Raw genomic sequence first — 12,578 nt, 5'->3', positions numbered from 1 at the left:
AAAAAAAGCCCGGCGCGCAGCCGGGCTTTTTGGAGCGCACGAGGATTACTCGTAGTCGCTGATCGGGGCGCAGCCGCAGAACAGGTTGCGGTCGCCGTAGACGTTGTCGGCGCGGCCGACTGGTGGCCAGTACTTCTGCTTGCGCAGCGATGGCAGCGGGTAGGCCGCCACTTCACGCGAGTACTTGCGGTCCCAGACGTCGGCCGTCAGCACCTGGGCGGTGTGCGGCGCGAATTTCAGCGGGTTGTCCAGCTTGTCGAATTCGCCGCTTTCCACTTTGGCGATTTCGCCGCGGATGGCGATCATGGCGTCAATGAAGCGGTCCATCTCCATTTTCGATTCCGACTCGGTCGGCTCGATCATCAGCGTGCCCGGCACCGGGAACGACATGGTCGGTGCGTGGAAGCCGAAGTCCATCAGGCGCTTGGCCACGTCTTCATTCGAGATGCCGGTGGCATCCTGCAGCGGACGCAGGTCGATGATGCACTCGTGCGCCACCAGGCCGTCGTGGCCTGCGTACAGTACCGGGAAGTGCGGCGACAGGCGGCGGGCGATGTAGTTGGCGTTGAGGATCGCGGTTTCGGTCGCGGCGGTCAGCCCTTCTGCGCCCATCATGGCGATGTACATCCACGAAATCGGCAGGATCGATGCCGAGCCGTATGGCGCAGCCGAGACGGAGCCGATGCCGGCGTTGTCGCGGATGTAGCCGTTCGAGCGCTGGTTCGGCAGGAACTTGGCCAGGTGCGCGCCAACGCCGATCGGGCCGACGCCCGGGCCGCCACCGCCGTGTGGAATGCAGAAGGTTTTGTGCAGGTTCAGGTGCGAGACGTCGCCGCCGAACGCGCCCGGTGCGGCCACGCCGACCAGTGCATTCATGTTGGCGCCGTCGACGTACACCTGGCCGCCGTGGCTGTGGACGATGTCGCACAGCTCGCGGATGCCTTCTTCAAACACGCCGTGGGTCGAAGGGTAGGTGACCATGACGGCCGCCAGGTTTTTCGAGTGCAGCTCGGCCTTGGCTTTCAGGTCGGCCAGGTCGACGTTGCCGTTTTCGTCGCAGGCGGTGACCACCACCTGCATGCCGACCATCGAGGCCGATGCCGGGTTGGTGCCGTGCGCCGACGATGGAATCAGGCAGATGTTGCGATGGCCTTCGCCACGCGACTGGTGGTAAGCCTGGATCACCAGCAGGCCGGCGTATTCGCCTTGCGAGCCGGCGTTAGGTTGCAGCGAGATGGCGGCGTAGCCGGTCACCGCGCACAGCATCTCTTCCAGCGAAGCGATCATCTCGCGGTAGCCGATGGTTTGCGCTTCCGGCGCGAACGGGTGGATGGTCGAGAACTCGGGCCAGGTCACCGGGATCATTTCGCTGGTGGCGTTCAGCTTCATGGTGCAGGAACCCAGCGGGATCATGGTGCGGTCCAGCGCGAGGTCCTTGTCGGCCAGCGAACGCAGGTAGCGCAGCATCTCGGTTTCCGAGTGATAGCGGTTGAAGACCGGGTGCGTCAGGTAGGCGCTTTCGCGTGCCAGCGTTTCAGGGAACGAACGCTCGACGGCGGCTTCCACGGTATCGAAGTCCGGGCCGTGGGCCGGGCCGCCGACAGGATGCGAGAACACGGTCCACAGCAGCGCGATGTCTTCGCGGGTGGTGGTTTCGTCCAGCGAGATGCCGACGTGCGAAGCGTCGATCACGCGCAGGTTGACGCCGTGCGAATGGGCCGATGCATGCAGCTGCTCGGCGTTCTTGACGTTGATGGTCAGGGTGTCGAACCAGCTGTCGTTGGTGATGGTGTAGCCCAGCGTTTTCAGGTTCGAGGCCAGCACGCCGGTCAGGCGGTGCACGCGCTTGGCGATCTGCTGCAGGCCTTGCGGGCCGTGGTAGACGGCGTACATCGACGCCATCACCGCCAGCAGCACTTGCGCGGTGCAGATGTTGGAGGTGGCTTTTTCGCGGCGGATGTGCTGCTCGCGGGTTTGCAGCGCTAGGCGGTACGCCTTGTTGCCCTGCGCGTCGATGGTGACGCCCACCAGGCGGCCCGGCATCGAGCGTTTGAATTCGTCGCGGGTGGCCATATAGCCGGCGTGCGGGCCGCCGAAGCCGAGCGGTACGCCGAAGCGCTGCGAGTTACCGACGACGACGTCGGCGCCCCATTCGCCCGGCGGCGTCAGCATGGTCAGCGCCAGCAGGTCGGCGGCGGCAACCACCATCGCGCCTTTGGCCTTGATGGCTGCGACGTCGGCTTTGTAATCGCGCACGTTGCCGTTTACGCCCGGGTATTGCAGCAGCACGCCGAAGCAGTCGCCGATGGCGGCCAGTTCGGCCGGGTGGAAGGTCTTGATGTCGATGTCGAGCGGCTTGGCGCGGGTCTGGATCACTTCCAGCGTTTGCGGCAGCACGTCGTCGGCGACGTAGAACACGTTCGATTTCGATTTGCTCACGCGCTGGATCAGCGTCATGGCTTCGGCGGCGGCGGTGCCTTCGTCCAGCATCGACGCATTGGCGATGCCCATGCCGGTCAGGTCGGTGATGGTCTGCTGGAAGTTCAGGATGGCTTCCAGGCGGCCTTGCGAAATCTCCGGCTGATATGGCGTGTAGGCGGTGTACCAGGCCGGGTTTTCAAAGATGTTACGCAGGACGACGTTTGGCGTCAGCGTGTTGTAGTAGCCCTGGCCGATCAGCGACTTGAGCACCTTGTTTTTCGAGGCGATCTTTTTCAGCTGGTTCAGCGCTTCCTGCTCAGGCATCGGCTGGGTGTAGGCGCCCAGCGGCAGCGCGGCCTTGTTGCGGATGTTGGCGGGCACGATGGCGTCGATCAGGGCGGCGCGCGTGGCGTAGCCGAGGACCGACAGCATGTCCTGCTGTTCTGCGGCGTCTGGGCCGATGTGGCGGGCGATGAAGGCGTCGCGTGCTTCGAGTTGGGAGAGGCTGGTGCGGGTCATGATATGGGCGAGGGCAGAGAGGAAAAAGGGCTGTCGTCCCCGCGAAAGCGGGGACCCATGCGGAGCTGGCGTTCTATGGGCCCCCGCCTGCGCGAGGGCGACGGCAATCAGGCGCCGGTGTTTTTGCCGTAGGCTGCGGCGTCCAGCAGGCCATTGATCGCGTTGGCGTCGCTCGGCTTGATCTTGAACAGCCAGTTGGCGTAGGCGTCGGCGTTGATCGATTCCGGCGCGTTGACCACGTCTTCGTTCACGGCCACGACTTCGCCGGCCACTGGGGCGTAGATGTCGCTGGCGGCTTTCACCGATTCCACCACGGCGGCGTCGTTGCCGGCTTCGTAGCTGTCGCCGACTTTCGGCAGTTCGACGAAGACGATGTCGCCCAGGGCGTCCTGCGCGTACTCGGTAATGCCAACGGTGACGGTGCCGTCTTCTTCAGCGCGTACCCACTCGTGGGATTCGGTGTACTTCAGGTCTGCAGGAATGTTCATTTGTGGGCTCCAGAGGTGGTGAGATAAATTAGACTGCCAGGATTTTACCGTTACGGACGAACGGCAGCTTCACCACGGAAGCAGCCAGTTTTTTGTCGCGAATTTCTACGTGGACGGTGTCGCCGACGTTTACGCCCATCGGCACGCGCGCCAAGGCGATCGCCTGCTGCATCGACGGGCTGAAGGTGCCGCTGGTGATTTCGCCGGTGGCCTCGCTGTCGGCCACGATGACTTTCTGGTGCGCGCGCAGCACGCCGCCTTTTTCGCGCAGGATCAGGCCGACGAACTGGCTGTTCTGGCCCTTGGCTTGCAGCGCGGCCTTACCGATGAAGTCACGCTCGGAGACCAGATCGATGGTCCATGCCAGGCCGGCGTCCAGCGGGTTCACGGTGTCGTCCATGTCCTGGCCGTACAGGTTCATGCCGGCTTCCAGGCGCAGCGTGTCGCGCGCACCCAGGCCGGCCGGTTTGACGCCAGCGGCGGCCAGCGCGTTCCACAGCTGCTCGGCCTTGTCGGCGGCGACGCCGATTTCAAAACCATCTTCGCCGGTGTAGCCGGTGCGGGCGATCATCGCCTCGCCAAAGGCGGCGCTTTGGGCGAAGGCGACGTTGAACGGCTTCATTTCGGCGGTGGCTTGCTTCGATTCCGGGATTACTTCCCACACCTTGGCGCGGGCGTTCGGGCCTTGCACGGCGATCAGCGCCATGGCGTCGCTGCCGCCGTCGCGGCGCTGGGTGATGGTCAGGCCGCTGCTGGTGGCGTCATTTTGCGCCTGCATCCACGCCACGTCCTTCTCGGCGGTGCCGGCGTTGACCACCAGGCGGAACCAGCTCTCGTTGATGAAGTAGACGATCAAGTCGTCGATCACGGTGCCTTCCGGATTCAGCATGCAGGAGTAGAGCGCCTTGCCCGATACCTGCAGCTTATCGACGTTGTTGGCCAGCAGGCCGCGCAGGAAGGCGCGCGCATTGTCGCCCTTGATGTCGACCACGCACATGTGGGCGACGTCGAACATGCCGACGTCGGTGCGCACGGCGTTGTGTTCTTCGATTTGGGAACCGTAGTTGACCGGCATGTCCCAGCCGCCGAAATCGACCATGCGGGCGCCGGCTGCGCGGTGTGCGTTATTGAGGGGGGTGGCTTTGAGCGTCATGTCCGGTCCAAACGAAAAGAGGTTAACAGGGAATACGCATATTCCAAACCCCTCTGTCCTTGGTACCTGAGAGATAGCGGAAAGCTGCTTCCGCACGCCCCTTCGGTGGATTGCCCATGCAATCTCTCTCCAGAGTTTGAGCCGTTTTCTGGCCCCTTGACCGGTCCTTTTGCCTGAGAGTTTGTGGGTAGTGCCCCTTCGGCGGCAAAGCTGGTTTGCCCTCTCCCGATCAAGACTCGGGAATATATGTCAGACAGGCTGGAATGTCAATCTTGGCCCCTGTGCGCACGAATGCGCAACAGAAAAGCTGGAAAAGAAACAATTTGCTAGAATTAATCACATTATTTCGAGAGCCCAACCATGAGCCAAGATCACACCAGTTATGAAGGGCACGCGTGGTTCACGCTGTCCGGCGACGTTAATAGCGACATGGTCCGCCGCGTGTTTGACGCCGTTGCCGATATGACCGAGGACCGTATTACCACGGCCCACATCCTGATCCAGTCCAACGGCGGCTACGTCAGCGACGGTATTTGCCTGTATAACTACTTGAGCAAGCTGCCGATCAAGATCATCACCTACAACGCCGGCGCGGTGGCGTCGATCGCGGTGATCCTGTACCTGGCCGGCGCCGAGCGCTATGCCAGCGATACCGCGCGCTTCATGGTGCACAAATCGCATGCCAGCGCGCCGCACGGCGCCCGGCCCGATGCGCTGCGCATCATCGTCGAGGGGTTGCAGGCGGACGACGCACGCACTGAGCAAATCCTGCGCAACCACGTGCAGTTGACCGACGACAACTGGCGCACGCACGAGTATTCCGACCTGCATCTGACGGCGGCCGAAGCATTGAAAGTGGGATTGGTGAACGGGGTGGCCGATTTTGTGCCGCCTGCCGGGCAACGGGTGGCCAACATTTAAAGGTGGCCGGCGATGCGGCGCGCGCGGCGCCGCATGTACCGCTGATTGTCTACTTAGCGGTTGCCGGATTGCTTGTTGCCGTCATTTTTGTGGCTTTGACGGCCTGCTTCAACGTGCTGCTCATGCGTGCCACCCTGGGTGCCGCCTTGGGTACCGCTGCGCGCACCGCTGGACGAACCTGCGCCGCCCGATTGCTTGTTGCTCTGGTCCGAGCCTTGTTTCGAGCTCTGGTTACTACTGGTGCTGCCTTTTTGGTTCGAGTTCATTTTGATTCCTTTGATAAAGTGAAAAGAACGTACTCGCCGAAATCGCCGCGGCGCGGAGGCCGAGGCGTTTCCGGTGACGTCATGATGCGGCGAGCAAGGTTGGGTCGGTATCGGAATACTCCTTGGTGGGTTGTAGGAGCATGCCTTGCTGGCCTATCAAAACTCTTCCCACTCGACTGGTTGTTCCGGACGTTGACGCTGTTGCGCCGAGCGAGCGGTGCGGGAGATGGCGTCCGGCGAGGGGCGTTTTGGTAGCGCCGCTCGCGGCGATGGCTGCACGGATGGCAAGGTCGCAGCAGGCTGCGCCAGTGCAGGTGCCGGTGCCGCAGCTGGCGCGTCGGGCGCGGCAAACAGGCTGATCGCATCGCCCAGCTTGCCGGTTTCGGTGCGCATCGACGCGGCTGCCACGGCGGCCTGGCCGACCAGCGCGGCATTTTGCTGCGTGGCCTGGTCCATCGCCAGAATCGCCTGGTTGACCTGTTCCAGTCCGGCGGTCTGCTCGGCGCTGGCGGCGGCGATCTCGCCTATCAGCCCGGTGACCTGCTTGACGCTGCCAACCACCTCGTCCATGGTCTTGCGCGCCTGATCGGCCAATTGCGTGCCGCGAGCGACTTTGTCGACCGAATCGTCGATCAGTTCCTTGATTTCCTTGGCTGCCGCGGCTGACCGCTGCGCCAGATTGCGTACCTCAGACGCCACCACCGCAAAACCACGCCCCTGTTCGCCCGCGCGGGCCGCTTCCACGGCCGCATTCAAGGCCAGTATATTGGTCTGGAAAGCAATGCCGTCAATCACGCCGATAATTTCCGCAATCTTGCGCGAGCTATCGTTGATCGACGCCATGGTGCCCACCACCTGCGCCACATCATTGCCGCCACGCACCGCCACCGCTGACGCCGACAGCGCCAGCTTGTTGGCCTCCACCGCATGGCCGGCATTCTGGCGCACGGTGGCGGTCAACTGTTCCATCGAAGAAGCCGTCTCCTCGAGCGCCGACGCCTGCTGCTCGGTGCGCGCCGACAAATCCTGGTTGCCATCCGCAATGTCCGTTGCCGCGTCGCCGATCGCTCGCGCACCGTGCTGCACCTGGCGGACGATGGCCTGCAAGCTGTCGTTCATATGCTGCATGGCGCGCAGCAGCTTGCCGGTCTGGTTGTCCGGCTGCGGCGCGATTTGCGTGCCGAGGTCGCCAGTGGCGATGCGTTGCGCCACCAGCATCGCCTGCTGCAGCGGCGCGGAAATCGAGCGCGCCGTCCAAAGCGCCAGCAGGGCGCCGCCGGCTACCGCGAGGAACAGCAGGCTGTAGGTCGTGACGCGAGCGCTGGCGTACAATTCATCGGTCTGCCGCGTGGCTTCCTGGCTGGATTGAATGGCCGCGACCAGCAGTTGGCTGAGCTGGGTATTCAGCGCGCGGGCTTGCTGCAATTGGGCTTCCGGCGATGGTGTCGCGCCTTCGCTCAGCAGCGCTTCGTTGCGCTTGGACAGCGCCGCCATGGTTTGCGGCAGCCATTTGCCGGCCAGGTCCGCCGACGCGTGGTTGATCGCGCTGATGCGCGACAGCGCGCTCAGTCCCAGCAGTGCAGTCAGGCTGAGCACGACAGCAAAGGCAGCCAGCAGCTTGCGGGACGTTTCCAGGTTGTGCAGGAATTTCATGGGCATCCTTGGTGGGCGGTGGAGGGAGTTTTTTATCTTAGGGAAACTGCAAGCTTGCCTGTTGAGCCGTCTCAAAATACGCAAAAAATTGCCAATTCTTGGTTTCTTGGTATTGCTTGATAGAAATATCGTGTGACAATGTAGTGGCAGGTTGACTTCATTTATCAGGCACGCCATGGTTTCATCTCCGACAACGTCCGCAGCGCCGAAAAAGACGGTATCGCCGCGTCACGCCTTGCTGGAGGAGTTGATCGGTATTGCGGTCAAGCACGCCGGGGATCAGTATCTGGAGCTGGCCAACAAGCTGGCCGGGGCGCTGATCGATGCCACGGATGGCGACACGCGGCTGATCCAGCAGCGCATTCGCGCCGGCAACCAGCTGCGTAACCGGAATTTCGCGTTTCTGCATCTGGCGACCAGTTCGCTCGAGAAGGCATTGCGGCGCGAGATCGCGCAACTGGCGCCGGCCGTAAAGCCGGCAGTGCGCAGCGCGGACCAGCCGCTGTCGCTGGTGCCGTTTGAGGAAATGGACAATCAGGTGGCGCTGGGCGGTGTCAGCAAGCCGTTTGAGGTGTTGCACGCGGATGCCTTGCAGACGCTGAATGTGCGGCTGGCGTTTTTGCTGGATCGCGATATTTTGCGGCTGAGCCAGAATCCGTTCAGGCCGGCGGTGTTGCTGGAGGCCTTGCAGCAGGCGTGGACGGAATTCGATCCCGAGGAGGCTTCGGCAGGGCTGTTGCAGCCGTGGATCAAGCCGGAGATGTTCATAGAACTGGGGCCGATGCTGGCGGCGTTGAGTCTGGCTTTGCAGAGCAGTGGCGTGCTGCCAGGCGGAACGGATGGCTACAAGCGTCGCAAGCTGGATGGTGGGGCTGCGGCTAAGGCGAAAACAAATCAGGCGGCGCTGGCGCAGCAGTTAAGGCAGTTTTTTGCGTCCAGCGAGGTGGCGGGATCGGCCGCAGGGCAGATTGTGGACGGCATCGCCAGCGGCATGCTGCATGCCGGCGGCGTCGACCTCACGATACCGGATCTGCCCGCAGCCGCACTGGCGGCCGGCAGCACATGGGCGCCCAACGCCGCGCCACAAGGCACGCGCGGCCACGTGGTCGGCACGGCCGCGATCGCCGGCCTGAACGGCATGGGCGCCGCCCAGCCCGACTCGCAGGAATTCGGCACAGGCATCCCGCCCGGCGCGCATACCATCGGTGACTTCGGCAGCTTAGGCATCGTGCAGACCGGTGGTGGAGAGCGCGGCTTGCCTGCTCACATCGCCGGTTCTGCGGCGCACGGCACTGCTGCTGGTCAGCTGGGCGGCGCCTTAGGCGGGCAGGTTGGTGGCTGGGCGCAAGGTCCGGCGCAGGGCTTCCATGCCGGCGCTTTGCCGAACGAAGCTGCCCAGCGGCTGGCGCAAGTCGACGCCAAGCAACCGCTGCTGGCCTATCTCGCCGAGTTGCAAAAGGCCGTGCCTTACGAATCCATCGGCAACCTGGCGGCCGTCACGGGCGGCATGGCGCCAGCGCTGGCATCTGCACAGGGCACGCCGGCCGACAACATCTTCTACCTGCCGACCCTCAAGCAAACCATGCCGCAAGGCAGCCTGACGCGTGCCGACGAATCCACCATCGACCTGCTGTCCGCCGTCTTTGACACCGTCTTCCGCGACCAAAGCATCTCGCCGGAAATCCGCGAACTGATCCGCTTCCTGCAAATCCCGGTGCTGAAGGCCGCCCTGGTCGACAAAAACTTCTTCTTCCAGGAGGCCCACCCGGCGCGGCGCCTGCTGGAACTGCTGTCGCGCATGGGCTGGGAGCAGCGCAAAGGCCCGGACGACCCGCTATTCCAGGCCATGCAGCGCAGCGTCGACCGCGTGGGCCGCGACTACGAGCAGGAACTGTCGGTCTTCACCGAAGCCGTCAACGAGCTGGAAGCATCGATCCAAGCGGAAGAGAAGGCTGCCGCCGCCGCCATCGCCGCGCCCATCGCTGCCGCGCTCAAGCAGGAAAAGATGGCCGAGTCGAACAAGCTGGCCAAGAATGCCGTCGCCTTGCGGATCGGCACCGGCGAAGTCATCGCCGTGGTGGAAGCCTTCCTCGAACAGCGCTGGACCTCGGTGCTGACCATCGCCTACAGCATCGAAGACGACAAGCCCGGCGCGGTCAACAACGCCACCAAAACCATGGACGACCTGATCTGGAGCGTACGTCCCAAACTGACGCCCGACGACCGTAAGCAACTGATCGCCAAGCTGCCGGGGCTGCTGTCCGCGCTGAATAAATGGCTGGACGTCATCAAATGGCAGGATGCCGACCGCCTGCAATTCTTTGCCGAGCTGGCGGAATGCCACGCCTCGATCGTCCGCGCGCCGCTGGAAATGTCGCCCGAACGGCAAGTGGAAATCGCCATGCAGGTCGCCCAGCAGGCCGCCGAACGCCGTCTGGCGCTGCAGGCCAAGGCCGAAGCGGAAGCCGCGGCCGAGCCGCAAACTGCGCCACCAGCCGAACAGGACGACGCCCTGATCGAAGTGGACAGCCTCGCGCGCGGCATGTGGCTGGCGTTTGAGCAGGAAGACGGCAGCAGCCGCAAAGTCAAACTGGCGTGGATCAGCCCGCGCCGCACGTTGTATATCTTCTCCACCGCCGCGCGGCAGGAAGCCTTCTCGATGTCCGGCGACGAGCTGACCCGCCGCTTCCGCGACGGCAGCGCCCAGGTGGCCCATGCCGAAGGCGTGGTCGCCGTGGCGCTCTCGCAGGCACTGTCCCGCAGCGCCGACAACGACGCCGCCATCGCCACCCCGGCGGCGGCTGGCTAACGTACGGCCAGCAGCGCGCCGCCCATTCCGATGAACACCACCGCCGTGCTGCGGCCGGCCAGACGGCGGCGGCTTGCGCTGGCTGCGACATTTCGCGTCAGCCATGCCGCGCAGCTGACGTAAAAGAAATGCGATACCAGCGTGCAGATCGTGAACGTCGACGTCAGCAACAGGAAGCGATGCAGGTCGATATGGTCATGCGGCATAAACTGCGGGAACACGGCAGTGAAGAACAGGATCGCCTTCGGATTGCTGACCGCGATCAGCAATCCTGAACGAAACGTTTTGAATCGGCTTTGCTCCATTGGCTGTGTCGCCTGTGTGGCAGCCGGCGCGCCGGCGTTGCGCCAGGCTTTGATGCCGAGATACACAAGATAGGCCGCACCCGCTACTTTCAGCAGTCCGAACGCCAGCGCCGACGCTTGCAACACCAGGCCTAATCCGGTTGCCGCTGTCGCTGCGACGATAAACACGCCCAGCGCGTTGCCTGCGGAACTGTAAAGCGCGCGATGGGCGCCCTGGCTGGACGCGGTGGAAATCGCCATCAACACGCCAGGCCCAGGGCTGAACGCCGCAGCCAGCGATACCGACAGGAATAGCAACCAGGTCGAAAAATCCATTTCATTCACTCCGGAAAGAAAAAACTTAGTATCGTTTTAAACCGAGAAAATATAAATGCTCTAATATTTACAATATCTTTAACTGGTGATTCGCAATCATGGACAGACTACGTAGCATGGAGGTGTTCGTCGGCGTGGTGGATGCCGGCAGTTTTACGGCGGCTGCCAAGGTGTTCGAGATGTCGGTGGTCATGGTCGGCAAACACATCGCCGAACTGGAGCAGCGGCTCGGCACGCGGCTATTGAACCGCACCACGCGCCGCCAAAGCCTGACCGAAATCGGTGAGCAGTACTGCGAGCAGTGCCGGCAGATCCTCGCTCACGTCCAAAGTGCGGATTCGGGCGCGCTGGCCATGCGCAGTAGCGCGCGCGGCACGTTGCGGATCAGTGCCCCTGTCGCGTTCGGCAGCGCGTTGCTGGCGCCCAGCCTGCCGGACTACATGGCGGCCCATCCCGAAGTCAGCGTCGACCTGGAGCTGAGCGAACGCATCTCCGACGTGGTGGAAGAGGGCTTGGACGCGGCCATCCGGATTGGCCGCCTGGAGGATTCAACCATGATTGCGCGGCCGCTCCAGCCTTACGGCATGGTGATCTGTGCGTCGCCAGCTTACCTGTCGCAACACGGCACGCCGCGCACGCCGGCCGATCTGGCCCATCACCAGTGCCTGGATTTCCTGCATTGGCGGCGCGTGGTGCGCTGGCGGCTCAATACGAGCGCAGCGCCCAAGCCTAGCCGGTTTCGTTCCAATAATGGTCAGGCACTCAAGCAAATGGCGCTCAACGGCTTCGGGCTGGCGATGCTGGCGGAAATCGTCGTTGCCGAAGAGATTGCAGCGGGACGCCTGGTGCCGGTCTTGCGCGACTTTATGCCGCCGATGCGGCCCTTGCACCTGATCTATCCGCGCGGTCGGCAAGCCACTCCCAAGCTAAACAGTTTTGTCGATTTCGTGGTCGCGCATTTCGGCCTGCCTTGATTATTTAAAATATTCTGTTTGTCCGTCTTTTACTTTAACCTGAACTTCACTTTTGTTGCGCTGCAATGAAGGCTAGAATGTTGTCATACGATGAAATGGGAAAAGCACGATGATTTGGTGGCATTGGTTAAGTGTGATTGGCAGCCTGGCGGTGACCGGGCCGATTGGGGTGGCGATAGTCTTGTGGTTGCTGGCCGGGAAGTCCTGGCGACTAACGGCCATCTGGCTGGCCCTGTTCGGCGTCGGCATGGCGCTGGTGGTCATCACCAAGATGGCGTTCGTCGGCTGGGGCATTGGCGTGCAGTCGGTCGATTTTGCCGGCTTCAGTGGCCACGCGATGCGCGCCGCCGCCGTCTATCCGGTGGCCGGCTTCCTGATCACGCGCTCGTCCCCATTGTGGGCACGCCGGCTTGGCACCCTGGCTGGGGTGGTGCTGGCCGTGCTCATTTCGATTTCGCGCGTCTACGTGTTGGCGCATTCCCGTTCGGAAGCGATCACCGGCTGCCTGTTGGGGCTGGTAGTGGCGGCTGCGTTTATCTGGTACGCCAGCGGCGAAGGGCATCTGGCTATGAGCCGCGTGCTGGTCGTGCTGTGCCTGCCCATCCTGCTGCTGGCGCCGCACGCGGAGCCGATTCCGGCCGAACTGTGGATTACCAAGGCCGCGCTCTACCTGTCCGGCCGCGACCAGCCCTTTACCCGGGCCAGCTGGCACGCGCCACGGCCGCAGCTGCGCTAGGCCTGGACAACGGTGTAG

General features: G+C 63.2%; 10 protein-coding genes and 2 riboswitches. Of the genes, 4 read left to right on the top strand and 6 right to left on the bottom strand.

From position 1 onward, the window contains the following. Positions 1–45 precede the first annotated feature (45 nt). The 3 genes from gcvP to gcvT form a co-directional block, all read right to left on the bottom strand. Positions 46–2,940 (bottom strand): aminomethyl-transferring glycine dehydrogenase, encoded by a 2,895-nt coding sequence (gene gcvP / locus GTP55_RS17690; RefSeq protein ID WP_161046183.1) that lies wholly within the window; start codon positions 2,938–2,940, stop codon positions 46–48. 107 nt (positions 2,941–3,047) lie between these two features. Beyond that, positions 3,048–3,428 (bottom strand): glycine cleavage system protein GcvH, encoded by a 381-nt coding sequence (gcvH, locus tag GTP55_RS17685; protein WP_161046182.1) that lies wholly within the window; start codon positions 3,426–3,428, stop codon positions 3,048–3,050. A 28-nt stretch (positions 3,429–3,456) separates the two neighbouring features. Next, entirely contained in the window at positions 3,457–4,581 is a 1,125-nt protein-coding gene (gene gcvT, locus GTP55_RS17680; protein ID WP_161046181.1) for a glycine cleavage system aminomethyltransferase GcvT, read from the bottom strand. A gap of 43 nt (positions 4,582–4,624) precedes the next feature. Continuing rightward, positions 4,625–4,724: riboswitch (glycine riboswitch) on the bottom strand. Between the two features lie 8 nt (positions 4,725–4,732). Beyond that, positions 4,733–4,819: riboswitch (glycine riboswitch) on the bottom strand. Between the two features lie 122 nt (positions 4,820–4,941). Here gcvT and GTP55_RS17675 point away from each other — a divergent pair. Continuing rightward, positions 4,942–5,502: an ATP-dependent Clp protease proteolytic subunit gene (locus GTP55_RS17675; protein ID WP_161046180.1), complete on the top strand. Its 561-nt coding sequence runs from the start codon at positions 4,942–4,944 to the stop codon at positions 5,500–5,502. 53 nt (positions 5,503–5,555) lie between these two features. Here the strand turns inward: GTP55_RS17675 and GTP55_RS17670 are convergent, their stop codons facing one another. Next, positions 5,556–5,768 (bottom strand): hypothetical protein, encoded by a 213-nt coding sequence (locus GTP55_RS17670; RefSeq protein ID WP_161046179.1) that lies wholly within the window; start codon positions 5,766–5,768, stop codon positions 5,556–5,558. A gap of 156 nt (positions 5,769–5,924) precedes the next feature. Beyond that, a complete protein-coding gene (locus GTP55_RS17665; protein WP_161046178.1) occupies positions 5,925–7,421 on the bottom strand; it encodes a methyl-accepting chemotaxis protein in 1,497 nt (498 codons plus the stop codon). A 175-nt stretch (positions 7,422–7,596) separates the two neighbouring features. Between GTP55_RS17665 and GTP55_RS17660 the strand changes: the two genes are divergently transcribed. Then, the gene (locus GTP55_RS17660) at positions 7,597–10,230 is read left to right on the top strand and encodes a DUF1631 family protein (protein WP_161046177.1); all 2,634 of its coding nucleotides are present in this window, start codon (positions 7,597–7,599) and stop codon (positions 10,228–10,230) included. Here the strand turns inward: GTP55_RS17660 and GTP55_RS17655 are convergent. Beyond that, positions 10,227–10,850, bottom strand: coding sequence for a LysE family translocator (locus GTP55_RS17655; RefSeq protein WP_161046176.1), 624 nt, complete (start codon positions 10,848–10,850; stop codon positions 10,227–10,229). The genes GTP55_RS17660 and GTP55_RS17655 overlap by 4 nt on opposite strands. Positions 10,851–10,948: 98 nt before the next feature. On the opposite strand from GTP55_RS17655, the gene GTP55_RS17650 reads away from it, so the two are divergent. Together GTP55_RS17650 and GTP55_RS17645 are read left to right on the top strand one after the other, a co-directional pair. After that, entirely contained in the window at positions 10,949–11,824 is an 876-nt protein-coding gene (locus GTP55_RS17650; protein ID WP_161046175.1) for a LysR family transcriptional regulator, read from the top strand. Between the two features lie 109 nt (positions 11,825–11,933). Then, positions 11,934–12,560: a phosphatase PAP2 family protein gene (locus GTP55_RS17645; protein ID WP_161046174.1), complete on the top strand. Its 627-nt coding sequence runs from the start codon at positions 11,934–11,936 to the stop codon at positions 12,558–12,560. Positions 12,561–12,578 lie beyond the last annotated feature (18 nt).

Origin of the sequence: Duganella margarita, assembly GCF_009857535.1 — a bacterium.
Classification (GTDB): Bacteria; Pseudomonadota; Gammaproteobacteria; order Burkholderiales; family Burkholderiaceae_D; genus Rugamonas; species Rugamonas margarita.
This window is presented reverse-complemented; position numbering and strand designations above follow the sequence as displayed.

Excerpts from the sequence above, each read along its gene's own strand:
- gcvP (WP_161046183.1), bottom strand. The coding sequence starts at position 2,940 with ATGACCCGCACCAGCCTCTCCCAACTCGAAGCACGCGACGCCTTCATC.
- gcvH (WP_161046182.1), bottom strand. The coding sequence starts at position 3,428 with ATGAACATTCCTGCAGACCTGAAGTACACCGAATCCCACGAGTGGGTA.
- gcvT (WP_161046181.1), bottom strand. The coding sequence starts at position 4,581 with ATGACGCTCAAAGCCACCCCCCTCAATAACGCACACCGCGCAGCCGGC.
- GTP55_RS17675 (WP_161046180.1), top strand. The coding sequence starts at position 4,942 with ATGAGCCAAGATCACACCAGTTATGAAGGGCACGCGTGGTTCACGCTG.
- GTP55_RS17670 (WP_161046179.1), bottom strand. The coding sequence starts at position 5,768 with ATGAACTCGAACCAAAAAGGCAGCACCAGTAGTAACCAGAGCTCGAAA.
- GTP55_RS17665 (WP_161046178.1), bottom strand. The coding sequence starts at position 7,421 with ATGAAATTCCTGCACAACCTGGAAACGTCCCGCAAGCTGCTGGCTGCC.
- GTP55_RS17660 (WP_161046177.1), top strand. The coding sequence starts at position 7,597 with ATGGTTTCATCTCCGACAACGTCCGCAGCGCCGAAAAAGACGGTATCG.
- GTP55_RS17655 (WP_161046176.1), bottom strand. The coding sequence starts at position 10,850 with ATGGATTTTTCGACCTGGTTGCTATTCCTGTCGGTATCGCTGGCTGCG.
- GTP55_RS17650 (WP_161046175.1), top strand. The coding sequence starts at position 10,949 with ATGGACAGACTACGTAGCATGGAGGTGTTCGTCGGCGTGGTGGATGCC.
- GTP55_RS17645 (WP_161046174.1), top strand. The coding sequence starts at position 11,934 with ATGATTTGGTGGCATTGGTTAAGTGTGATTGGCAGCCTGGCGGTGACC.